Origin of the sequence: Paenibacillus sp. IITD108, from assembly GCF_036541265.1 — a bacterium.
GTDB lineage: Bacteria > Bacillota > Bacilli > Paenibacillales > Paenibacillaceae > Pristimantibacillus.
This window is the reverse complement of sequence record NZ_JAZHCT010000040.1, coordinates 23,561-47,572: the sequence shown is the minus strand read 5'-3', so window position 1 is coordinate 47,572 and position 24,012 is coordinate 23,561. Positions and strand designations below refer to the sequence as shown.

Sequence of the window (24,012 nt, the reverse complement as noted above, 5' to 3'; positions counted from 1 at the left end):
ACCTTTTTTTCTTATTGCCCAAAAAGGCGCTCATAATCGCATCTTTTTTATTCTAACGGTTGCCACAAACGCTATTTTACCGAAAAAGCGGCATTTTAAAATGTAACGGTTGTGAGCGAGCTTATTGGCTATGAAATGCGGCCTATCTGGTCATTTGTTCGCAAATAACGTCATTCACAACCGTTACAATTCCAAAAGGGGGTTTTTACGCGTAATAGCGCCGCTCACAACCGTTACAACTCCCAAAAGGCATAGGCATCAATCACATTTACGATTTATTGATTTTTAATCGCACAAAGCCCTCATCTTAGATGAGGGCTTTCTCGTTACTCGACCAGCGCTATAATCATCTTCACTGCTTCAGCTCGAGTCGCAAAGGCTGCCGGATCGAAACGCCCATCCTGCTTGCCTTGAATGATACCTGCCTCATAAGCGGCAAACACAAATGGTTTCGCCCAATCGGCAATTTCACCTGCATCCTGGAATGGCAATACTGCATCCTGTTTAAGCTTAAGTTCAAGTGCTTTAACTAGCATTACCACAGCTTCTGTCCTGGTGACTGGCTGTTCAGCGCGGAATGTCCCATCCGGATAGCCAGTTATAATCCCCGCCTGAACGACTTGTGCCACGGAAGACAATGACCATTGCGGTATTTCGGCACTATCCTTAAATGATAGCGGAGTGGACGCTTCACCTAATTGCAACGCACGAGCAAGCATAACTGCAAATTCAGCGCGGGAAACTTCGCGGCCCGGCTTAAAGGTGCCATCTGTATAGCCCGATATAATCTTAAGTTTGGATGCTTGGCGAATGACATCAGCTGCCCAATGGTTATCCGGTACATCCTTATAACTCACCGCGGAATCCGGATTAGATGATTCTTCCGGATTACCTGAATCCGGCTTCTCCGTAGGGGCTGGTTCAGTCGGTGTCGGAGTAGGTGTCGGTCCCGGATTATTAGTCGGATTAGGATTGCTCTTCGGGACGACCTCTACGTTATCCAGCACATAACGACCATCATCATTTCTGCCTGAAATCGCCAGGTCCACTGCAGGCAAGCCAGTATCCGGGTCCACGATTGCAACGGCAAGCTGGTAAATACCTGGCTGCAAGTTTGCTGGAATGGCCAAATTGCTTGTAAGCGAAGTTTTTCCAGGCAACCATGTACGTAAATCAGCATTAGACGCGGTTGCGGCAACGACTGCTCCATTACTGTCCAGCAACGATAGTTCCAAAGGATAAGCATAGTAGATCGGCGCCACCCCTCTGTTATTCCACTTCATCGCTACAGAAGCAGTGCCTCCGGCAGCGGCCTTAGGTTCATGAGCAACAGATTCCAATACGTATCGATACCCCATCGTTTTGAGTACAGTATTCATATTCAATTGCTGAGGGGCCCCTGCTGCAATAGTTGCTCCCGTCGCTGGACCAATCCAGCTATTGTGGCTTTCCTTAATTTGTCGCAATGTTTCTAGGAACGATGCATCCGATAAATGCTGTTGCGGATTTCCGTAGCTAAATTCACCGCCTGAATAATTGTATTTCCAGAAGTCCGGCATAGCAGAAGCTGCACTGCCCTCACCATTTTTAATCCAGTCCAGCCATTCGTCAGTATTCGGCTTTGTGCCCATCATATCGTTAAACAAGCCAAGACGCTCATCTTTGGCAATTTCAAACGGTCTTCTCATACCGATAAGCTTATTGCTGAAGTTGTCTATATAATGCTGTACATATTGATCTGTTATAGATGCAGGAGGAAACGGATCTGTAACCGCGCTGTTAGTATGCCATTCTCCCCAATGTCCAAGGCTTCCAAGCGCAACATAAGCAAGCCGCGGATCATTATTATAGCGGTCAGCAACCGCCTCAATCAGTCGTTCATGTTCGGCAATTAGAGTCGTGTTACTGTAATTTGGACTAAAGCCTGCATTGCCTCCGTCATTGTAATTGGTTCCGTCTCCGCCTATTGCTGTATACAGCCAATCTGGAATATCTCTATGCGGGGAACCCAAAGGGTAGTCCATTACAATGCGCAGCACCAGCTTCACGTCACGGTCAGCCCAATAATCGAACTTATATTTTTGCTCAAAAGCATCCCATGCAAATTCATTTTTAACTGGCTCGAGCTCTCTCCAGGTTGTATAAACATATACAAGTTTATGCGGCTGCGAATAAGGTCCATTAATCGCCAGCGGAGCCCAACCCATTAAAGGATTATTCAACACCTTATAATGTTCCTCCGGATAGTAGGCGTTAGGAATGGCAGAACGCTGTACGATTTCATTTACTGTCAGCATGTCAGGCGAGCCGGCTGGCAGATGGAGTACGCCATTACCGACATAGCCTATTTTCATAGGGCCGGGTCCAGTTTTACCGATTTGGCTTAAATTCAAGGAAACCTCCATTGAATCAGCATTAAACCCACTATATACATCGCCGTCCAGCTCCCAGCTTGAATCGGCACCGTTTCCGGTATATTTATACAATTGGCCCCGCTCGATTTTGTAATCAATCCCTGAGCCGCTCCATGTCGGATGATTAAATCCGGTTGCACTGTTGTTATCACTGTCTATAAAGTAGACACCATCCAGAGTTGGCTTAAGAGCCTCCACCAGCATATACAGCTTTTTATGATCCTGTACAGCGCGAAGCGTCATTTCTGAAGGAGATGCCTTAGCAACAAAGCCAATGTTGTCCCAGTCACTCCCTAATCCATCAAGAACAAATGCTGTTGACGGCATATTATATTGCGTAAACAGTTCATCGCTAGTCTCCGGCAAAAATACAGCTTGGGCACCACCGTTATAGAAAGAAATTGCACCTATTCTAATCTTCTGTTCCGGCGTAATCCCAATAGTATTCAAAGGAATCTTATATTCCATAATCGTCTCATTATCCGGTCCATTATTCACGGTTTTACCGAAGCCTACCAACTGCCCGAGAGGGTTCCAATCATAGCTGACCCGTCCCTTGCTGGCGAATAAATCTTTAACTTCGATTAAATACTCTGCCCCCAGATTCCCCCATCCGAAAGCAAAGCATCCAGTGGAAGCATCATAATCCGTGTCGAGAAAAATATCAGTCCATGCATCTGGAATAAGACCTTTAAGCATGATATATACATTCTGGCTATCGCGGGCAGCATATAATTGCGATTTCCCGTCTGCCGAAACAATGCCGGGAGCAATGCCAGCCCAGTCAGCAGCTGAGCCGTCCGCATCAATTTGCAAAGTTCCCGTGCCGGTATTAGCCGTATCAACAGCTAGCAGCTTGTCACCAACCGTTGGAAGAAAATCATAGTGATCTCGTGTGTAACCGATTTTCACTCGGCTGGCGAATTCAGCTCCGAACGGTTCTAAATCTACAAAAACCTCTATTCCTGTCGCCGTTTGAACTGTTTCCACGATTCCAGAAGTTCCCGCAGTCCAAGCACCATTCTCATAATGATAAATTTCACCGTTCTCAATCTTGTAATCTACGTTGACTGCATCGTTCCACGCATGAACAGCAATCCCGGTCGCAGCATTGCTGCCGCTGCTGATATAAAATATATGGTTGCCTTGATCCATATTGCTGCCTTTTACATACATATAGAGCTTTTTATCCGTTTTTACTGCCTTTAGCTCCGTGAGTGAGGTACTAAAGGATACACTGTTGTGCGTGACTGCACCCCATTCCGCTGCAAGCCCATTGAATTGATCATTCACAGAACCAGTGGCAGAAACCGTATTTTGTGCAGCTGGTGAAATAAGAAGTGCAATGACAATTAACAGAGCGATATACTTGGCAACATTCCTTTTCAATAAATACATACCTTTTGCCTCCTGTAAGTGTCAAATAACAATCGCGATCTAATTCTTACCCCTTTACTCCTGTCGTTGCAATGCCCTTGATAAAAAACTTCTGCGAAAATAGAAACATGACGATAACCGGAATAAGCGCCAATGATGAAGCTGCCATCTGCATGCCGTGATTTTGCGACTTTGTTTCCTGAAACAGGGCAATGCCAACCGTTAGCATCTGCTTCTTAATATCCGTGATGAAGATAAACGGATTGGTAAAATCATTCCACGCCCACACAAAGGAAAACAGCATCATCGTAATTAGTGCCGGCTTAGCCAGAGGCAGAATAATTCGATAGAACACTTTTAAATGCCCGCAACCGTCAATAATAGCCGCCTCAGACAATTCGAATGGAATACTCATAAAGAATTGGCGAAGCAAGAAAACAAAATAAACATCAAAGGCAGCCGGAAGCACTAATGCCCATATAGAATCTGTTAAATGCAGCATTTTGAAAATGACATATCGTTGAATGATCGTTGCATCACCAGGCAGCATTAACGCTGCCAAAAAAACAATAAAGAGAATGCTTCGCCCGCGGAAGCGCAATCTTGCAAATGCATAAGCGGTAAGCGAAACGACCGCACACTTGAACAACAGAGTAAGAATGACCATCACAATCGTATTTTGATACCAGAGCGTGAAATCGTACCTCGGTTCAAAAATACTTTTGTAATGCTCCGTCAAGAAAGGATCGGGAATAAGCCTGAACGGATATTCAAAAATTTTGCCGAGCGACTTAAATGACGAAGATAACATAAAAATAAAAGGAAAGATGTTAGCGATTCCGAGAACGGCTAAAAAAACGGTTAAAATGATTTTGCGCATGTGAAACCTCCGTTAGGAATACGTGACCCATTTTTTCTGGCCTCGCCATTGTATGACAGTAATAATCAGAATAAGGAGGAACAGTATAATAGCCTGTGCTGTACTGTACCCGAAACGGTAATGAACAAATGATTCCTTGTAGATGTTCATGGACAGCGTTGTGGAAGCATCACCTGGTCCTCCCTTGGTCAACACTTGAATCGGACCGAAGTTCTGAAATGCTGAAATAATAGCTGTAATCGATAGCAAGAAGATCGTTGGCGATATTAGTGGCATTGTAATTCTCCAGAACTTGTTCCAGCTCCCTGCCCCGTCAATGACAGCAGCTTCATAAAGCTCGCTTGGAACATTTTGCAAGGCTGCAAGAAATACGACCATGAAAAAGCCGATACTTTGCCATACGACAATAACGACTACGGTAGGAATGGCGGTATGAACACCCAGCAGCCACAACGGAGGATTCTCGACGCCAATTGACCGAAGCAAGGCATTAACTGGCCCGTCATTATAATCCAGCAGCATCGCCCAAACAACAGCCACCGCAACTAGATTAGAGACATAGGGCAGAAAAATCGCTACGCGAATCGGTCCTCGAAAAAAGAACTTTGCGTTAATCAATAGAGCAAAAACCAACCCTACTCCGATCGAACCGGGAACAAACAATACGACATAATAAAGCGTTCTCCATAGCGCAGATAAAAACTGGCTGTCTCCGAACATCGTAATGAAGTTACCTAACCCGACAAACTTGACCGCTGATAAATTACTAATAAAGCTCAGGTCAGTCAAGCTTATAAGTATGGAGGACAGCAACGGAGCCAGCTGAAAGATGATAAAGCCAATCGCAAACGGAAGTATAAACAGATAGCCGATCAGCTCCTCTTGCCTGTGCAGAGACAGGTTCCATCCGTTAAATCCCCATTTTTTTTTCATATGATAAGCATTCCTTTCGGTCCATTAAGAGAAAAGGGGGGAAAGCTCCCCCATAGTCCGGTTATGATGAGGAATTGTCGTCCTTGATCGCCTGATCTGATTTTTCCTTCAGCACCTTCATCGTTTCTTCGAGCGAACGCTGCTTCGATGCATACAGTTCGCCCTCTGAAGTAATCATTGTTGTAATCGCTGTCATACCCTTGCCAACAATTTTCTCATTCACAATGTCCATTTCAGGGTCAAGAATCGCGTCTCTTAAATTTTCTACTGTAATATCGTCTTTGCTCAGCTTCTCTGCCATTGGATTAAGAATGGCATTCACATCTTCCTGCTTAAGATCAATCCGCGCAGGTACATTCCCTGGCAATTCCCACTGTGATTCAGCCAGCACCTTGGCAGCCTCAAAGGCAGCCTTCTTATTTTTTGACGTTGCCGCGACAGAGTAGCCTCCCATAATACCCAAGGAAATCTTTTCTCCCTCGTTAACCTGCGGCATAATCGCAACGCCCATTTTCCAATCGCGCGGATACTGCGTATCATTCATCGCGCTTTGCAGAGCCCAGTTGCCTACAACAAACATCCCATACTTTCCTTCTGCCAGGAAAGAATCCCATGGCATTTTTTTCGATCTGAACGTAATAAAATCAGGCTGTACCTTCCATTCATTGCCTAGGTCATAGAAAAACTTCATCGACTCTGCGAACGCAGGATCATCATAGTTGGATGTGCCGTCCTCTTTGTATTCCGGCACTTTTTTCTGCCTTGCTGAAAACATAAAATATGGGTCCCAATCAAGCATGTATGAGCCGTATATGCCATCGCCCAGTTGAGAAATCGCCTTTGCCGCTTCTACGTACTTATCCCATGTCCATGTGTTATTGTCCGGATAAGGTATGCCAGCCCGGTCGAATAAATCTTTGTTATACATGGTGATATGCACATCTCTGAAAGCAGGCAGCATATAGGTTTTACCGTTGAAAGTCGACATGCTGCTGCCATAAATGGATTTAACATCATAGTTGTCTTCCGCAATCCAATCATCTAGCGGTTCAATTAAATTCGCTGTTGCGAATTTTTGAAAAGTAGTCGCGTTCTGATAAATAATGTCCATTTCGTCGCCGGCCATCAAGCTGATTGTCACCTTTTTATTCCAATCCGTGCCTTCTCCCGGGATAATCAATGGCTCCAGTCTGACGTTGCCCAATTTTTTCTCAACAAGCGCCATCAAATCCTTTGTGCTTTGCGCAACCGCCGTCTCCGGCGTAGTCGCGTACTTCAGCACAATTACTTCGTCAGAACCACTGTTATTGTCCGTCTCCTTGCCGCCTGCCTCTGCAGTTGGCCCGTTTGAATCATTTGAAGCTGACGGTTTGTTGCCGGAATTACTGCCTCCGCACGCCCCTAGCAAAGATACGATAAGCGCTAAAATGACCAGCATGCTAAATTTTCTTCTCGCCTGCAGCATAATACAAGTTACCCCCTAGAAATTTGGTCGGTCGGAATTTCTCATCCGATAAGGCTATTATAAGAAAACCTTGTGGCTCTAACGTATGGTCTTCCTTTACCGTTTCTTTGTAATGGATTTACTCTTTTCTATTAATAATTAGGTATTAGATATAAAAAAGGGACCCTTTTCAGGATCACCTCTTATTTCTGTTGTAAAATCTATTGTCCATGCAAAAAATCTACTATTTTATTGTAATAGATTTGACTTTATCCTTTGGATTGTATTTTATTTCTATATTCACTGGGCGGCATTCCGGCATAGGCTTTAAAGGCCCGATTGAAGTAGAAAATGTCATTATAGCCTACTTCTATTGCGATATCGCTTATTTTAGCATCCGAGCTTAATAACAATTCCTGTGCTTGCTCCATACGCGTCCGAATGAGATATTCATGAAACATCTCGCCTGTTTCTTGCTTGAACAGCCTGCTAAAATAGCTTTTATTCATGGAGATATATTCGGCCACATCTTCCAGCGTGACACGCTCATGATAGCGGCGGCGAATATAATCAATGGCTTTGGCAACTTCCTCTCTTATCGGAGGGTGGCCAAGCTTGCCTATCCAAGCTGCATATTCCCTTACAAAAGCACCGCATACCTCTTTTAGCTCCGTTATATTAAAACTGCTATCCACTTGCTTCATTACCCTCTCAAGTTTATCAGTAAGCGAGCCGGAAGCATTAGCATCCTGCATAATAAGTTCATCCTGAATCAAATGGGCAATCGAGATCGCATACCTCTTTACGGTTGTTGGGTCGATCTGATGCTCTCGGCAGTTATCGAGAAACCCAGACAAAATAGGTGGAATGAGCTCTCCTGTGCCGAGTTTGATAAATTGAACGATTTGTTTTCTGATATCCATATAAGCCCGGTGTATGTCTTCGACGGATGATCCTTGCTGCTGAGCGCTCCACTGTTCAGTAAGCTTACCGGTATGCTGCTCAATTGAGACAACGCCTGTCGGCGCATAAAAAGCCAGAAATTTCATTTGTTCGAGCTGCAATAGACCTTCCCGCAACTGTACGCCCCCTCGAAATGGCTGCCCGATTACAACAATGGATTCCATGCTCAAGTAATCGTGAATTGTGGTATAGATCCGCAAGGCTAGACTGTGAACCGCCCGTTTGTCTGCTTGCTCTTTGAAACTGACAATTATAGCGTATGCACCAGGACTACACTCAATAATTTTGCCGCTGGATTGATCATTAATCAGTTCTTCGGCAACGTTTAATATTGTAAAAGTTAACAGATCGCGGTCGGAACGGAATCTATCCGCACTCAGACGCTCATAATCACTCAACATTAACAATAAAATATGCCCTTGATCATCATACAGATCCAATTCAAGTGCTTTCACTTTACTGCGAACCGCTTCCTCATTTAATCCTGGCTTTATTAAATCCAAATAAAACTTATTATCGATTACCGTCCGATGGTGACGAAGCGTTTGCCTTAACTCCGACAAATCGTTCATTATACTTTTTTCGTTATCTGTTTCCGCACATATTTTGTGCAGCAGGGCTATCAGTTTTTCTGGTTCAATTGTAACCTTTAAGAAATAATCTACCGCCCCAAACTTCATCGCTTCCTTGACCAGCTCGAATTCATTATAATTGCTAAGAACAATACATTTTACGGCAGGATATTTCTCGGATAGTGCCTTAATAAGCTGCACCCCATCCATGCCAGGCATCTTAATATCAGTAATCACGATATCCGGAACATTAGATTGAATTTTCTCCAGCGCCTCAGTTCCGCTAGAAGCTTCTCCAATCACAGTAAAGCCGTTGCTCTCCCAATCAATCGACAGTTTTAGACCCATGCGCACAAATATTTCATCATCAACAATTAAAATTTTATACATGACGTTTATCTCCATCCGCAGCTAAATTGCCGCTATGTTCTGCTGTTGGCTCTTCTGCCTGCTTAGCTGCGAATTCATCTGGCACCATTATCGGCACAATAACCGTCGTCGTTATACCCTCGCCTGGCGCACCAACCATTTTCAATGCAGAGGACTGCCCATAATGAATCGTAAGTCTTTCATTTACATGATGAATGCCTATCCCGCTGAAGCTGTCCTTGCTTTTATTTTTTCCTGTTAACAAAGCATCAAGCTCCTCCATTTTTGCTCCGACCCCATTATCCGAAATCTTAATAATCATCCTTCCGTTATCGGGATAAGCTTGCACGCGTATAACTCCGGTATATTCGATTCCTTCAAAGCCGTGAATAATCGAGTTTTCCACAATCGGCTGCAAGATCAGCTTCGGAATTCTGAAGTCCAGCAGGCGCTCGTCTATCTCGTATTCATCAATAAATTTAGATACATAGCGAAATTTCTGAATGGTAATATAATTGCGAATATTTTCGATTTCCTCACGCATCGAAATGTACTCGTCCTTATGAATAATGCTGCTTTTTAATAAATTCGCCAAAGCCACAATAACTTTACTGACATTAAATACTTTGCTAGAATCGGCCATCCAACGAATGGATCCGAGCGTATTAAAAAGAAAATGAGGGTTGATTTGCGCATACAGCATTTTTAGTTCCAGCTCCCTCTTCGCTTTTTGATCCTCATTAACTTGCTGAAACAGCCCTCGAATTTGAGCAGCCATCTTATTGAAATTTAATGACAGCTTGCCAAGCTCGTCTCTCCGCAGCACCTTCACCCTAGCTTCCAATTTGCCAGATGCAATCTCTTCTGTTGCCAGATTAAGCTCCCTAATCGGCTTGGAAATGCTCCGTGCAATAAAATAAGAAACACCGAAAAATATAAGCAAAAAGCCAGCATTTAAATATACCAGCATATTTCTTGCATATGTAAAATCGGAGAACAGCACCTCGCTCGGGATCACCTGGACAATATGCCATCCGAGCCGGTTCAATACTTTTGAATTAATAATCAGTCCTTCATCCTTCAGTCCCTTACCGCTTGTAAGCGCTTCAAATAATGGGAACCTTGTGCCGATCTCTGTCTGTTCCGTCGACGAAATAACTTCTCCATCCTTGCCGACTATATAGCCTTTAATCCCCGGCACCTGAACAAGTCCGTTAATAATGCCGGCAATCTCTTGCTCAGGCAAGCCTACGATCAGATCTCCCTTCTTCGTTCCTGAAGTCACGTCCATGAAGGAGCGCAGCAGCAAAATGTAGTTGATGTCTTGGCCTGTTGGAGAAAAGTAAATGGGATAGACTCTTTGTGCCGGCCTTACATAATTGGCGTCCCCCCCCAGCCCCTCCAGCCGAATAATTCGCTCATATTCCTTGTTGCCCGATACATTGTCAGACGGAATCGTCGAATATACGAAGCCTTTACTATCAAGCAGTGCGATAAAATGATTCGTATAAAAATCCAGTGTAGAAACTTGCACATTAAAAAACTTGTTGCTCATAATGCTTTGCAAATAATAACGCTTGTTCTGATCTTCTGGAACGCCCTGAGAAAGGATTTTGGCAATCTCCTCATCCAGCATCAGCGAATTGGATGCTACAAGCAAATCCCGATAAACGCGGTCAATACTGTTTGCCGCTTGCTCCACTGCCATCTCATAGCCGATATTGGCTTTGCTTTTAACCTTCTCCTGCAGCAGGGTTAATGCTATGACACTGGAAAATGTAATAGGCAAAATGATTAGAATCAAAAAAGTGAACGCAAGCCTTCGGTGAATCGAACCAAAAAACAGGTCATGCAATACAAACGAAGCCCTATTCATTCCTGCCTCCCATTTGCCGTATTTTCTCCCAGTTTACAACGTAATCACATAATTATCACGTATTATAGCATAGGAATTAAAAATACTGCTATTAAGTACAAGATGAATAAGGCTATACCATCCATCTTCATGCCCTTAAATTATTAATAAGATTTTGAGCCTGATCAATAGTTTGTCTGACAATATCAGCAGCAGCCCGTTCACTAGCTAACCTGAGGCCCTGACCCGCCCATAGCGACATATATTCTGGGTTATTCGCTTTGGCAGCAGCCTGACGAATATCTTTCGTTAATGCGTTTTGGATAGGGTAAGCAGGAATAGCTCCAGAAAACTGCTGCATATCCTCCATGAATTTGGTTCGAATGCCTCGTGCAGCTTTCCCCGAGTATGCGCTCGTTATTTCAGTAGCATCCTCATGCGAGGATACAATTTTCTGTTTGTACACAGCATGGGCACCGCTTTCATGGCTTGCTAGAAATACAGTACCCATTTGTGCGGCTGAAGCCCCAAGTAACAGGCTTGCTGCAAGTCCCCTTCCATCCATGATGCCGCCTGCTGCGATAACCGGGACAGCTACGTGATCGACAACCTGCGGAACAAGCGCCATCGTGCCAATCTGGCTGTGTGCAGCCTCTTTTAGAAATGTGCCTCGATGCCCTCCCGCCTCACTGCCTTGTACTGCCACTACATCTACCCCAGCCAACTCTAGTTGTTTCGCCTCGTCAACTGTCGTTGCAGTGCCAATTACGACAATCCCTTGCTGCTTTAGCGAATCAATAATGTGCTGTGCAGGTAGACCAAAAGTGAAACTAGCAACTGGAACCTGCTCCTCCAGCAATACTTGTACTTGTTCATAAAACGATTCCGAAGCCTTCGGGATAATCGGATTTTGTGTAAGGCCAAGCTCCACCCGGTACTTATTGAGGTAATCACTCATTTGACTAATCGTATCTTCAGACTCATCCGATTTCTCGGGTACAAACAGATTGACTCCAAAAGGCTGCTTCGTTAATTGTTTAATCACTTTAATTGTTTTACGAAGCTGCTCTGGCGTTAAGTATCCAGCTCCAAGGTTGCCCAAACCCCCGGCATTCGAAACAGCTGCAACAAGCTCTGGCGTAGTAGGACCGCCCGCCATAGGAGCTTGAAAGATTGGATATTGAATGTTGAGCATGCGAGTTAATTTTGTTTCCACTTTATTGAACCCTCCTGCCGCTGCTTATTTTTTTTTATACTAAACTTCAATGATCCCGGCTTCCAAAGCCTTCTGGACAGCTTCTTCCCTATTGCGCACTCCCAGCTGATTAGAATTGTAACGGAACTGAGAGGCTTTATTTAGCAATAAAAAGGTGGTTTAAATCTGTAACGGAACTGTGTTGCGTTATATGTGATTTTTTCCCCGTTTAGGTAGTGATTTCGAGTAAATAAGGTCTCTCAGTTCCTTTAGATTTTAGAATAAGCTGTTTTCCGTACAATAGCGTGTCTAGTAGGGTGTCGATTCATTGTGGATAGGGCAATAAGCAAACGAAAGAGATGTTACTACGATCAAGTTTGGGATTCCGACCGCTGTTGTAGTCCCGTTTTTTTGATAAAATATCCCCCTGTAAAGGATAAAATTGACCTACAAAGGCGGTTAGTTAGCTACCAAGAGCTCCATCCAACCTTGTATGCTATTTCAACAGGCTTAAATGCTTGCTCTTATTCGCATAATTGTTTCTTCCACCGATAGAAGCTGCTTATCATTCCCGCGACGCTCAATATATTCGACATTGCCGTAAATTGCATCCCTGCCAATGACTATACGAATCGGAAGACCGATCAGATCGGAATCGTTAAATTTCACACCCAAACGTTCGTCCCTGTCATCTAGCAGCACGTCGATGCCGCTTTTCTGTAACGCATCGTATAGTTCTTCCGCTACCTTCCTCTGTGTTTCATCCTTTATAAAGACAGGAATGAGATGTACCTGGTACGGGGCGACGGCAGCCGGCCAGACAATCCCGCGCTCATCATAATGCTGCTCCACAATCGCCGATACGATCCGCGAAACACCAATGCCATAACAACCCATAATCATAAGCTGCTCTCTTCCATTCGCATCCAGGTAACGGGCTCCTAATGCCTCACTATATTTCGTTCCAAGCTTGAACACATGCCCTACCTCAATTCCTTTTACGAAACGAAGCTTGCCGTCCACGCAACGTGAGCATGATTCGTCTTCCTTGACGTTGCGAAAATCACCTATGCGCTCAACTGAAAAATCTCGTCCCGGAACGACGTTTTTTACATGAAATTCACTTTCGTTCGCACCAGCAATACCGCACTCCATCCGTGCAACAGCTTCGTCAACTAAAAGAGGAATCACTAACCCAATTGGACCTGCAAATCCTACTGCCGCGCCCGTTACTTCACTAGTCGTTTCCGCATCAGCAAGCGCCAGTGTATCTGCGCCCAACGCATTTTTTACTTTAATTTCATTCACTTCATGATCCCCACGGACAAGGACTGCTACCGGCTTCCCATCCGCCAAGTAAATAAGTGTCTTCATGACTTCAATCGGCCTGATTTGTAAGGAGTGGGTCAGTTGCTCAATTGTGTGCACGCCCGGGGTGTGGAGCTTTTCGTAACCCGGGATAATGCCCCCGCCGCACCCGGACTGTTCCTCCCTGGAAGTCGCCTTCTCTATGTTCGCCGCATACCCGCAGTGAGAGCAGATAGCCACTACATCTTCCCCAATGTCGGCCAGTGCCATAAATTCATGTGTGCCGCCTTCTCCGCCGATCGTCCCTGCATCAGCTTCCACTGCTCTAAACGTCAATCCGCAGCGCTCAAAAATACGATGATAAGTTTTGTACATCGTCTGGTAAGAACGATCCAGTCCCTCCCACGAGCTATCAAAAGAATAGGCATCTTTCATTAGAAATTCGCGGCCGCGAAGCAAGCCAGAACGCGGACGAAGCTCGTCACGGAACTTTGTCTGAATTTGATATAGCGTGACCGACAGCCTGCGATAGGAATTAATTTCGTTCTTCACCAGCGTCGTAATAACCTCCTCGTGAGTCGGCCCTAATGCGAACTCACGTTGATGCCGATCAGTAAGGCGAATTAACTCAGGCCCATAATCGTTATAACGGCCCGATTCCTTCCACAGCTCTGCAGGCTGCAATGCCGGCATAAGAAGCTCTTGTGCACCCGCACGCTCCAGTTCATCACGCAGGATGCGCTCGATATTGCGCAGGACACGCCTTCCCAAAGGCATATATGTATAGATGCCTGCTGCTAGCTGGCGAATAAAGCCCGCCCTCAGCAGTAGTCGGTGACTTGCGACTTCCGCCTCCGTCGGTGCTTCTCGCAATGTGTTTGTAAACAGTCGAGATTGACGCATAGCTGATGCCTCCTTTTTGTAAAATAAAACAAAAAGACACACTCGTCAGGGACGAATGTGTCGTGGTACCACCCTAGTTTTAATCGCCTATTCCTGGCAATTCTTCATCCGAATAACGGTCGGCGCCGGCAACGGTTACTTGTGTTCACCGCAGCAGCTCACAAGGCAGGAAATGTACCGTTCGGGGGAGACCTTGCAGCTCTTGGGTCCCTCTCTGTACCGCCGAATTTGATAACATGCTCCTTGATCTCAGCTGTTACTGTCATTTATTGTTATTGATCATAGACGAAGCGCATTACCGTGTCAAGTCTATCATTTTGACGTGTTTATCATGACCCAGCGGTTTTTGTCATTCCACTTCACATCATAGCCAAAAGCTTCCGCTACAAATCGAAATGGAACCAAAGTACGGCCCTGTTGTATGATAGGCTCTGCTACTAAGCTAACCTCGCGATTATTTATTTGAGCGGTTTTTGAGTTGATCGTAAGTACAATTTTGTTATCCCCGTTTGTGGCTGTAACCGTTCTGGCTTTCCCGTCCCATTTTATGTCGGCTCCAAATAGCTGGAAAACCTCCCTTAACGGAAGCATGGTTGAATCCTGATAAATAACAGGATGAAGTGTATTAAACATATGGACTTTTCCATCTATAAATACTTTAGGTATCGCCAAAGTGCCTGAGTACCGGCTTTCATACACTTCTGTTTCCGGCCGCTCTTTAAATCTCTCTAAAAAGGCTCTGGATTCCTCGGTTAATGGATTTTTGTACAAATAGATATATTTTAAAGATGACATATTTTCCAGTACAGTAAGGTCAGAAACATCGGTATGATCGAATTGTATAGCCTCCAAGGACATTGCCTGAATAGAGCTTAGATCAGTTACCTGCGTATACGCAAAGCTCAGACTCTTTAAAGAGTCACTCGCAGTAACGGGCGATAAATCTTTAACCAGGTTTCCATTTAGATACAAACCGTAAAGGTTTGACTGGTTCCAGTTTCCTTCAAGGCTTTCAATAAAATTATCATCTACAAACAAAATTTTTAAGCTTGGCAAAGAATGAATCGGAGAAAGATCAGAAATGTTGTTATTTTTTAAAATAAGCATTTCTAACAACGATAAATTTTTTAATGGCGTCAAATCAGAAATAAAGTTGCCTTCCAAGCTTAAATACTCAAGATTCGTTAGGTCGGCAATTGGCGTTAAATCTTGAATTTCACAATAGTTCATAGTTAAACTTTTAATTTTTTTCAAGCTAGATATTGGGCTCATATCTTTTAGATTACTGCAGCTGATCGTAACTTCTGTTAAATTAATCGCATATTCCAATCCTTTCAGACTAGTTATACGAAATCCCGTACTTAACTTTGTAATCTTAGATAAATCCAAAGCCGTCAATTTTCCCTCCAGCTTATTCAAGCTCATTCGTACATTCTTTTCTAAAACAGGATCTTCAAAAACAACAATTTGGTTGGCATTAGCAGAAGCTTTTTCCGCAGCATAGACCGACGGAGGCACATATGTAACCATTGACAGGAACAATAACATCATGGATATACTTAATATTTGCTTCGAAAGCTTAATCCTCTTCATCTATCTTTATTGCCCCCCATTATTTCCCTTTATTTTCATAATCTATAACGTTTGCTAGTCAATTATGTTGCAACTTTATCTTATTTTTGGCGTTAAAGAGGTTAGAATAAGAAGGAGCGTGTCTAAATGAAGAAGATAAACCTTCTCGTCCTCTTAACTGTCCTCTCTATGATCCTTGTTAGTTGTACCGATGCTGATAATAAGGATAAAAAGAAAAATCAAGCTTTATTAGATTCAAATGTTCATTCTATGACAGTTAAGAGCAGTATTGACGAAGTAGTGAGCATAACCGATCGTAAATTAATAGAGCAATTCGCTGAGGCTATTCATTCTGCTCAATTCGATAGCGGACAGCTTGATATCAAAGCACCGGATTACGTTGCAACCGTACAATTGGAGGATAGCGAAAGCGACATATTTTCATTCTGGATCAAGGGCGAGCATGAAGGCCTATTTATCAAATCCGGACGAAACGGGCACTACAGGCTGCCGGGAACCGCGAAGGCGGCTTTACTTGCCTTGTTTCAATCAGATGAACAACAAGCTGAACATAACAATCTAAACATAAATGAGAAAATCAAGAAAATTACTCTCGCGACATCTCTCACCCACGGAGCAGTAAATCCCGAAGTTACGGCTGAATACACAGATAACAAACAAATAGAAGCCTTTGTGAGAGCCATCGATACCGCTGAGCAAATACAAGGAATACTAAACACATCAACCCCCAACTACGATATCGTTCTTATATCGGCAAACAAAGAATACGCCTTTCATCTATGGATCAACGAAACTAGCGAGCAAGCTATGGTTATGAATGTGAAGGAAACGCATACCGGCTATACGCTTACTAAGAAATCAACTGCTGAATTAAAAGAAATTATTTTCACAGAATCAAACTTTAAAGAATTAAAATTTAGAGCAGAGCGGAACTCTAATGGAGACCTTGTAGCCAAACCGATTGGCCTGTTGGAAGATAACTACATGATGAACGGCGGTCCTGTAGTTAAGTTAAAGGGGATCCTGTACCATACCATTCATTTCTTCTATGGCGACCACAACGCAATTAATGCTTTGGTAGCCCGAGATCCTTCCACAGACGATGTACATGTGAAATGGAGCGACAAGCTGAGCAGCTCCAAAAATCTCAGGAACAATGCATTTATGAGCAGCTATAATATGCTGTTCCCTTTGGACGAAGAGCATCTGCTATTTCTAGAATCAGAACTGACGGAAAAGGCAGGGCAATATCATCTTTCGTCCTACAATGTTAACACGGGGACTGTCGAAAGGCTTAGAGAAAATTTCTGGCCGCTAACAGAAGAATATGATTACATCTATCAATTTCAATGGAATGCCGATGAGCAAAAATTGTTCATGCAAAGTTATCTTGGCAATGTATGGTTCTTTGATCTAAAGACGGGGAAGGACGAGATCCATCTTCTAAAGTATCAGGTAATCCCTCATTCGACGTCTGGGGCGCCTTCCTTGTTCCTCTCACCAACCTTTGAGAGATTTGTACATGATGATGAAAGTGGCCAATTGACATTTTATAATAAAAAAGGAGTATCTCTTCGTAAAGTGCCGCTGCCTGCAGACCAATACGTGCCATCTGAGAAAATAAAGTGGAATCCTGCAGGCACAATTGCCTGGATGGACCTTGCAGAGGCTGAGCGGAATCGGATCCTTGATATTGATATCGATTATTCAAAAATAGCCCCTCAAAAAATCAATTTCTACAATCCGGATGGACTTCTTATTGGATCTATTTTGGCTGAAGCCGGACATGAGGGTGCGGCTTTGGAAGTTGCAGGATGGATAGATGCAAATGTCGCCGTCATAAAATTTTATACGGTAGAGCTTAAGGATGTGGAAAGATTAGGCTTGAATGTAAAAGATGAATCTTATTATCTCTACGATGTAAGTAAAAATAAGAAAGGCAGCACCTTTAAGTCCATACCTTCTAATGCAACCATCACTTTAGACCGCCAAAGGGACAGTATTGAAGCAAATGAAAATATCATTGTCGATTTTAAGGAAATTACCTATTTAAAAGAAAAATAAAAGCGTGGAACGAGTACTCACGCGCCCAGGCTAACTGCATTTCCTCAGGCTGTTGAAAAACCGAAACAAGTACTTTGCAACGATGGCAAACTCTATTTTGTGGGAGCGTCGATTTTGAGGTGGCACCGACCAATTCTGTATGAAATTTCATATACATTTGTGTTTTTTGGGGCATTTCAACGTATTGTGTATGATATTTCATATACATTGAGACGTTTTGAGGTGGCACCGACCAATTCTGTATGAAATTTCATATACATTTGTGTTTTTTGGGGCATTTCAACGTTTTGTGTATGAAATTTCATATACATTGAGACGTTTTGAGGTGGCACCGACCAATTCTGTATGAAATTTCATATACATTTGTGTTTTTTGGGGCATTTCAGCGTTTTGTGTATGAAATTTCATATACATTGAGACGTTTTGAGGCGGTGCAGACACGTATAGGGTTGTAAAACTCAGGCTGTTGAAAAACTATTTGGAAATGTAACGAATGCCAGAAACGCTATTATACTAAAAACGTTGTTGAAAAAAATCTAACAGAGATATCCTGCCTTATTGGGGTCAAAAGGTGCCTATACATTTAGAATCCTTTATTCAGTATTACGATTCTGTCGATTCAAGAGCAAGTCCAGCATTGGACAGCTGTTCTTGAACGTGGGGAGTTTCACCCAGAAAGCCCTTATCAATATTGTAAAACCGATTATGAGGTGTACGAACAGCTGCTTCTAAACGAGCAGCTTAACAACCGTTTGAAACCAGACACAACATTTATTTTAAAGGCAGTCATTTCCGATTTGGAATCTTGACGGTTCTATCTGTACAAGGTCTACATTGAAATAAAAATGCGCAAGCTCAAGGGATAATGTATACTCTGAACTTGCGCTTTTTCATTATCTTTAACCACTTGAGCATATTAATAGGAATACTACTCCTTAATTGCAATCATAATATCAAAATCGAATCGGTTTATCCTATCAGCAGGGATATCGAACGGATTATCTGGCGAAAGCCGATTAGGCTCCATCCCATATACACCTTCTTCAGTATCCTTGATGTACCCTTCGCGCCCTATCCACTCTTCTATAACAGCATACGCTCGCATTATTTGGTCACGGTCTCCCCGGGCAGGAACACTCACATAAGTTCTGGCGGGAACCTTCAAAATTTGTACATCGGCAGGGATTCGATCCATGCTGTCAATTTTCACTCCTACAAGCAGCTCAAGCTCATCGACTGGTTCCGTCACCCACTGAGGAATAAACACGTAGCCGACATCTTTTTCGTTCCATTCTAGCCCTTCCCGCTCTACAGCCGCTATTACATCATGCCATGCCCGGCGAACCTCTTTACCTAATTCGAAATTTTTCATACTGCCAGTTGCTTTTCGTACGGCTGCTGTAAATGCTACGTTTCTTATTAGCTGTGCTTCCAACCTAATCCCCTCCAAATAAACATTTTTTTCATTTGATTCGGCCTAATTCAGCTTAACTTCTATTCTGAACTATATTCAAAACTTTCTATTCATGATGATTATTATATCAGCTTGTTGCAAATTTGGAATTAACGACAGTACCCCTTTACTACCGAAAATATATCTGGTATATTATCGGTAGTATTACGATATTAATATTGAACAGGGAGTTGTTCTATGTACAAAGAAGGCTTAACCGTATGGTACAGTGTGGCCAACTTAGAACGAACGCTGGAGTTCTATTCCGGAAAGCTTGGTTTTGAGGTCGTTTTCCATGATTTGTCAAGCGGTATGGCGATGGTCAACACAAACACAAAGGATTGTATCATTGGATTTTCGGAAGCCGAAACTGTTGAACCAGCCACTTCTTCTACGGTATTTGAAGTATTGAATATTGAAGAAGCAATAAAACAGCTGGAGGCGGACGGTGTAGCATTCGTAGGCGAAGTGGAGCATGTCCCTGGAATGGCCAAGCTTGCAACATTCATGGATCCCGATGGGCATAATCTGATGCTGGCCGAAACACTAACTGAACTTTGAGCAAAGAAAACCGGGTTTTGAGGCTGAGCCAGGAACTAACCGGACAATGGACACTGCCCATTCTGTTATCGCTTGACGAGAATGGGGGCAGGTTCACGCCCCTGCAGAACAAGCTTGACATTGCCCCCTCCCGGCTCAGTGCTAATTTAAAAAAAATGGTGGAAGATGGTTTACTCCTTCACCTTTCTCCACAAGAAAGACGTCATCCGCTCTTACCCGAATATGTGCTTACAGAAAAAGGACGGCTTCACAGAGAAGCAGCACGCGCTGTCCAATTAAGCGAAGAGCGGATCGGACAAGGGAGGCTTTCCGACAAGGTGTGGGGTATGCCTATTCTGCTAACAATTAATTTCGATCACGAGCGTTTCCAAGAAATTCGTCAATCGCTCGACAGTATTACGCCGCGAATATTATCCTTGCGTTTGCAAGAATTTCATAATGACGGCTTAATCTGTAAGCATATATTGGAGGAGCCTCGACCCTCATACCTGTATCGGCTGGAGAAGCAAGTGCAGCAGCCAGTTCAACAGCTTTCCATTGACTTGGCTTCCTTAGTTTAATTATTGAACGAGAACGATAAAAAGGGCTGCAACATGCTGTCTATTAGAAATCAGTAGCAGCCCAATTATCCGACAGATTTATCCGCAAGCTGTATATAAATCAATCCTTCTTCGCTTGTGCCCCGTTGATTGAATCCCCTACCTGAGCAGAGCCTCATCTTGCATTCTCGCTAATATTTCAATAACGGTTTCTTCAGGTGTCATTTCAGACGAGTCCAGCCACATGCCGATTCGAGGGGTTTCATTTCGTAACAGGCTGTCTAACTCTTCAACGGTCCAAGCACCGTACCCTTTTTTAGTACGGGCATACTCCCTCTGTTCGACAACGACCGGATCCGGGCAAAGAACTACAACATAGAAGGGGCGGCTTTTAATATATGAAATAAAATCGTTCAACATGGGACCAACCACAACATCCTGAACGATAACTGTAAACCCAGATTGAACATAGGTTTCCGCAGACTGTGCGGCCAGCCGGTACCTGAGCCGTAATTGATCCAGCTCTTCTGTTTGGGCGTCTGGCTGTATTTCTTTACGGTTATTAACGATCATTCTTCGATAAATATCTCCCCGTAAATGTACCGATTTCTCGAATTTTTCAGAAAGCAATTGTGCAACTGTTGATTTACCACTTGCCATTATTCCAGTAATCAGAATGATGCTAGGGTGTTCTGTGAGCATTGACTCATCATCTCCTTCTTTGCAGCTTCAAGGAACGATAACAACTGTCGATTCATTTCTTCTGCGCCTGGTCCCAGCCAAATCAAGTGTCCCCATAAATCAAGCTCGCACAGCTGGGCATTCGGTATTAGTCGTTTAGCATGATAAGCATGATCCACACTTACGGATGCATCATGAATACTATGCATAATTAGAGTAGGGCATTTGATGGCTGCAAGCGCTGAAGTCGCATCCTTACCGGTATGAACCAAATCTATCAGAAAGCCATGTCCTGACCGCTGCTGAGCTATCAAGCTTTTAAATTTTCTACGATCGACATCATTGATTTGCGGTAATACCTTCTCCTTTGGCAATTTGCTAAAAGAGGGAATCATATTGCCTAACAAAAAGGATGGAAATAGCTTATTTAGAAATCGAATCATAGCCCAAACGTATTTTTCTACAGGAGGTCTAAACAATAATTGAGCAGATTTATACAGCTTGTCGTCTGGCCTTAGCCAGCATTGGGTTACGGCGGATTGCAGGACAAGGCTCCTTACTCGATTTGGAAATCTGGATGCCAAGTGGATTCCGCTCGGGCCTCCGGCAGACATTGCAATAACATGAACCTGAGGAATTTGCAGCTCATCAAGCAGCTCGATATACGAATCACATGCGACAATAAGCGATTCTCCGAGTTCCTTTGATGTTTTTCCGTAACCCGGTCTTGAAGGAGTAATGACAGAGAAGTGATGAGCCGCAAGTTCGTTGCTGCCTAATTCCGCATAGCAGCTCGAATGGCCACCGTGAAGAATCAATACGGGTTCTCCTTGGCCGACAATGCTGTACTCTAGCATAAATCCGTCTTTGGTCTGGTGTTGACGAATAGATTTACTCATTTCACCCCTCCATAAATAAACATTTATTCATTATTCCAGACTGTAGAAAAACCTATTTGGAAAGTGTAACGAATGCTAGAAGGTCTGTCGATTCATTGTCGGAAACGATTGATAAGCAACGAGAAAGGGGTAACGGAGAGCAAGAATGGGAATGGAGAAGCGGCAGCGTCCGCCTTTGTAGGCTAATTTTTTTCCTTTACAGGGGTTATTTACTCATAAAAATTAGACTACAACAGCGGTCGGAATCCCAATCTTGATCGCAGTGCCCCCCTTTCTATTGCTTGTTGCAACTATCTACAATGAATCGACAGTCTCGCTAGACGCGCTATTATGCCAAAAATGCTTGAGTTAAAAATCTAACGAAGCTAGACGGTCTTATTGGGGGCAAAATGGTGCTAAAAACGTGATTTGTTCACACATAGAGCTGCTAGGCTTCGTTACATTTTAAAAGGGACCGTTTTAGTTGAATTAGCGCCTTTAATCTTCGTTAGAAAAATACTCCGCCGTCCTTTGGACGAAAAAACGAATCCTAATTAAAGAATAGCTTGCAATCCTTGAAACCAGACTAAAAAATATTGGCGCACCATTCTTTTGCAATCTTCGGCTCCCTCGTTAAGCCTAATAATTTCAAAATATCCTTGCAGAAATGCAACGGAAACAGGCCAAGCGATTTGAGGATTCAAGCCCTCCCCGCCCTTATTGCTATAATCCGCTAAATGCATAGCTGCATTATCTGCCATCATTTGATAAAAATTCTGAACAGCGTTTTCGTTGCGGGTGCCTCTGGCACCATCGATTAAAATTAAGAGCGGTGTACGGAATTCAACGACGATATTCGTTAACGCTTCTACGATAACTTCAAAAATATTCCCTTGATCGTGTGGTTGAGCATGATGGTTGCTTATCAGCGTTTCCAACTCATGGTATACCGGCGATATAACGGAATCAAACAAGTCTTCTTTATTCTTATAATATCTGTACAAGTTCCCAACAGAGATGCCCGTCAGTGCCGCAATTCTTTTCATGGATGTCCCCGCAAATCCGAATTGAGCAAACTCATCTTGAGCACTTCTGATAATTGCTTGTCTTAGTTCCTCTTTCAAAACCTGAACCATAAATGAACCTCCGTTCATTATTGAATTATAGAAAAAAATTTCCATAAACGCAAGTTGTTTGTTTCGAGCATAACCTCAACTGTCTTTTCCGACTTTATGTTTACAGGCTGTTTAACAAAAAGCCTAAAAAGGCACAAAGAATCTGTCAGAATATTACAACTGTTGATCCGCTGTTGCTTGCAGTTTGTTGTCAATTGTTTGCAACATGCCGGATATGACCAACAGAACTCTATTCAAAAATCAGATACCAAAATATCGCAATTTCATTGCTGTTTTTATAAATACCCTGATACAAGTAATGATCAAGACCACCTATTACGAAGCCGCAGCTTTTATAAAATTTGCATGCATTCACGTTGTTGCTTTGCGTTTCCAACATGATTCCGGGCATTCCACCGTTTTTCGCCCACCGCTTAGCCTGTTCGATCAATTTACGACCTATTCCATGCCCTCTGTAATTTTTGTCTACTGCTATATCTTCTACAAGAGCATATTTGTTCCAGTTTCGTTTCAATACGACACGGCCGGCTACTTGATTCTCGGCCCAAGCCAAATACACAATTTGATCCGAATTATCGATATACTCTGAATAATCCTCGTCCTCAGCTTCCTTAAACTGTTCTTCTGAATAGCTTTTCGTATAGCCAGGAGTTATTGGTTTAACTGTGAATTTGAATTCTCCTCCCGACGAGGAGAGAACAAGAGCAAAATCGACAGTAAAACTGTCGTCTATATTTCTCCACATATTTTCATCTCCAACCGCTAACTCGCGAATCACAATATCCATACTCATCCTCCTCGTATTTTAAGCCACGGAAAGCAAGGGAGCACCCCAAAGGATAAGGGCTGGGAGGGTGGACGGATGGGGGCTGTTTGCAAGTTGTTGAATGGTTG

The 24,012-nt window shown here is 43.4% G+C and carries 17 protein-coding genes; 3 read left to right on the top strand and 14 right to left on the bottom strand.

Annotated elements, in window-relative coordinates; translation table 11 throughout:
- Positions 1–326 precede the first annotated feature (326 nt).
- The 9 genes from V1L65_RS24800 to V1L65_RS24760 form a co-directional block, all read right to left on the bottom strand.
- Positions 327–3,812, bottom strand: coding sequence for an S-layer homology domain-containing protein (locus V1L65_RS24800; RefSeq protein WP_331701963.1), 3,486 nt, complete (start codon positions 3,810–3,812; stop codon positions 327–329).
- Between the two features lie 46 nt (positions 3,813–3,858).
- Positions 3,859–4,671 (bottom strand): carbohydrate ABC transporter permease, encoded by an 813-nt coding sequence (locus V1L65_RS24795; RefSeq protein WP_331701962.1) that lies wholly within the window; start codon positions 4,669–4,671, stop codon positions 3,859–3,861.
- A gap of 12 nt (positions 4,672–4,683) precedes the next feature.
- Positions 4,684–5,604: a carbohydrate ABC transporter permease gene (locus V1L65_RS24790; protein ID WP_331701961.1), complete on the bottom strand. Its 921-nt coding sequence runs from the start codon at positions 5,602–5,604 to the stop codon at positions 4,684–4,686.
- Positions 5,605–5,665: 61 nt separating this feature from the next.
- A complete protein-coding gene (locus V1L65_RS24785) occupies positions 5,666–7,069 on the bottom strand; it encodes an ABC transporter substrate-binding protein (RefSeq protein ID WP_331701960.1) in 1,404 nt (467 codons plus the stop codon).
- Positions 7,070–7,317: 248 nt separating this feature from the next.
- Complete coding sequence (locus tag V1L65_RS24780; protein ID WP_331701959.1) at positions 7,318–8,973, bottom strand: response regulator transcription factor; 1,656 nt, start codon at positions 8,971–8,973, stop codon at positions 7,318–7,320.
- Complete coding sequence (locus V1L65_RS24775) at positions 8,966–10,828, bottom strand: sensor histidine kinase (RefSeq protein WP_331701958.1); 1,863 nt, start codon at positions 10,826–10,828, stop codon at positions 8,966–8,968. The genes V1L65_RS24780 and V1L65_RS24775 overlap by 8 nt, the downstream gene beginning before the upstream one ends.
- 127 nt (positions 10,829–10,955) lie before the next feature.
- On the bottom strand, positions 10,956–12,023 hold the full coding sequence (locus V1L65_RS24770) for an NAD(P)H-dependent flavin oxidoreductase (protein WP_331701957.1): 1,068 nt from the start codon (positions 12,021–12,023) through the stop codon (positions 10,956–10,958).
- A gap of 489 nt (positions 12,024–12,512) precedes the next feature.
- Positions 12,513–14,213 carry a proline--tRNA ligase gene (locus tag V1L65_RS24765; protein WP_331701956.1) on the bottom strand — a complete coding sequence of 567 codons (1,701 nt, stop codon included), beginning with the start codon at positions 14,211–14,213 and terminating at the stop codon, positions 12,513–12,515.
- 312 nt (positions 14,214–14,525) lie between these two features.
- On the bottom strand, positions 14,526–15,806 hold the full coding sequence (locus V1L65_RS24760; RefSeq protein WP_331701955.1) for a stalk domain-containing protein: 1,281 nt from the start codon (positions 15,804–15,806) through the stop codon (positions 14,526–14,528).
- A 126-nt stretch (positions 15,807–15,932) separates the two neighbouring features.
- On the opposite strand from V1L65_RS24760, the gene V1L65_RS24755 reads away from it, so the two are divergent.
- Positions 15,933–17,870: a hypothetical protein gene (locus tag V1L65_RS24755; protein WP_331701954.1), complete on the top strand. Its 1,938-nt coding sequence runs from the start codon at positions 15,933–15,935 to the stop codon at positions 17,868–17,870.
- 928 nt (positions 17,871–18,798) lie between these two features.
- Here the strand turns inward: V1L65_RS24755 and V1L65_RS24750 are convergent.
- Positions 18,799–19,305, bottom strand: coding sequence for a GyrI-like domain-containing protein (locus tag V1L65_RS24750; RefSeq protein ID WP_331701953.1), 507 nt, complete (start codon positions 19,303–19,305; stop codon positions 18,799–18,801).
- Between the two features lie 216 nt (positions 19,306–19,521).
- Between V1L65_RS24750 and V1L65_RS24745 the strand changes: the two genes are divergently transcribed.
- Together V1L65_RS24745 and V1L65_RS24740 are read left to right on the top strand one after the other, a co-directional pair.
- Positions 19,522–19,884, top strand: coding sequence for a VOC family protein (locus tag V1L65_RS24745; protein ID WP_331701952.1), 363 nt, complete (start codon positions 19,522–19,524; stop codon positions 19,882–19,884).
- Complete coding sequence (locus V1L65_RS24740) at positions 19,881–20,444, top strand: winged helix-turn-helix transcriptional regulator (protein ID WP_331701951.1); 564 nt, start codon at positions 19,881–19,883, stop codon at positions 20,442–20,444. The genes V1L65_RS24745 and V1L65_RS24740 overlap by 4 nt, the downstream gene beginning before the upstream one ends.
- A 138-nt stretch (positions 20,445–20,582) precedes the next feature.
- Here V1L65_RS24740 and V1L65_RS24735 read toward each other — a convergent pair whose 3' ends face one another.
- The 4 genes from V1L65_RS24735 to V1L65_RS24720 form a co-directional block, all read right to left on the bottom strand.
- The gene (locus tag V1L65_RS24735) at positions 20,583–21,125 is read right to left on the bottom strand and encodes an AAA family ATPase (RefSeq protein WP_331701950.1); all 543 of its coding nucleotides are present in this window, start codon (positions 21,123–21,125) and stop codon (positions 20,583–20,585) included.
- Positions 21,095–22,003, bottom strand: a complete 909-nt coding sequence (locus V1L65_RS24730; protein ID WP_331701949.1) for an alpha/beta fold hydrolase — start codon at positions 22,001–22,003, stop codon at positions 21,095–21,097. The genes V1L65_RS24735 and V1L65_RS24730 overlap by 31 nt, the downstream gene beginning before the upstream one ends.
- 533 nt (positions 22,004–22,536) lie before the next feature.
- Positions 22,537–23,163: a TetR/AcrR family transcriptional regulator gene (locus tag V1L65_RS24725; protein ID WP_331701947.1), complete on the bottom strand. Its 627-nt coding sequence runs from the start codon at positions 23,161–23,163 to the stop codon at positions 22,537–22,539.
- 184 nt (positions 23,164–23,347) lie between these two features.
- Entirely contained in the window at positions 23,348–23,905 is a 558-nt protein-coding gene (locus V1L65_RS24720; protein WP_331701946.1) for a GNAT family N-acetyltransferase, read from the bottom strand.
- Between the last annotated feature and the right edge of the window lie 107 nt (positions 23,906–24,012).

What these genes read in the sequence shown, in the direction of transcription:
- V1L65_RS24785 (WP_331701960.1), bottom strand. Translation starts at nt 7,069, where the DNA reads ATGCTGCAGGCGAGAAGAAAATTTAGCATGCTGGTCATTTTAGCGCTT.
- V1L65_RS24735 (WP_331701950.1), bottom strand. Translation starts at nt 21,125, where the DNA reads ATGCTCACAGAACACCCTAGCATCATTCTGATTACTGGAATAATGGCA.
- V1L65_RS24765 (WP_331701956.1), bottom strand. Translation starts at nt 14,213, where the DNA reads ATGCGTCAATCTCGACTGTTTACAAACACATTGCGAGAAGCACCGACG.
- V1L65_RS24745 (WP_331701952.1), top strand. Translation starts at nt 19,522, where the DNA reads ATGTACAAAGAAGGCTTAACCGTATGGTACAGTGTGGCCAACTTAGAA.
- V1L65_RS24730 (WP_331701949.1), bottom strand. Translation starts at nt 22,003, where the DNA reads ATGAGTAAATCTATTCGTCAACACCAGACCAAAGACGGATTTATGCTA.
- V1L65_RS24755 (WP_331701954.1), top strand. Translation starts at nt 15,933, where the DNA reads ATGAAGAAGATAAACCTTCTCGTCCTCTTAACTGTCCTCTCTATGATC.
- V1L65_RS24760 (WP_331701955.1), bottom strand. Translation starts at nt 15,806, where the DNA reads ATGAAGAGGATTAAGCTTTCGAAGCAAATATTAAGTATATCCATGATG.
- V1L65_RS24800 (WP_331701963.1), bottom strand. Translation starts at nt 3,812, where the DNA reads ATGTATTTATTGAAAAGGAATGTTGCCAAGTATATCGCTCTGTTAATT.
- V1L65_RS24725 (WP_331701947.1), bottom strand. Translation starts at nt 23,163, where the DNA reads ATGGAAATTTTTTTCTATAATTCAATAATGAACGGAGGTTCATTTATG.
- V1L65_RS24780 (WP_331701959.1), bottom strand. Translation starts at nt 8,973, where the DNA reads ATGTATAAAATTTTAATTGTTGATGATGAAATATTTGTGCGCATGGGT.
- V1L65_RS24720 (WP_331701946.1), bottom strand. Translation starts at nt 23,905, where the DNA reads ATGGATATTGTGATTCGCGAGTTAGCGGTTGGAGATGAAAATATGTGG.
- V1L65_RS24790 (WP_331701961.1), bottom strand. Translation starts at nt 5,604, where the DNA reads ATGAAAAAAAAATGGGGATTTAACGGATGGAACCTGTCTCTGCACAGG.
- V1L65_RS24795 (WP_331701962.1), bottom strand. Translation starts at nt 4,671, where the DNA reads ATGCGCAAAATCATTTTAACCGTTTTTTTAGCCGTTCTCGGAATCGCT.
- V1L65_RS24775 (WP_331701958.1), bottom strand. Translation starts at nt 10,828, where the DNA reads ATGAATAGGGCTTCGTTTGTATTGCATGACCTGTTTTTTGGTTCGATT.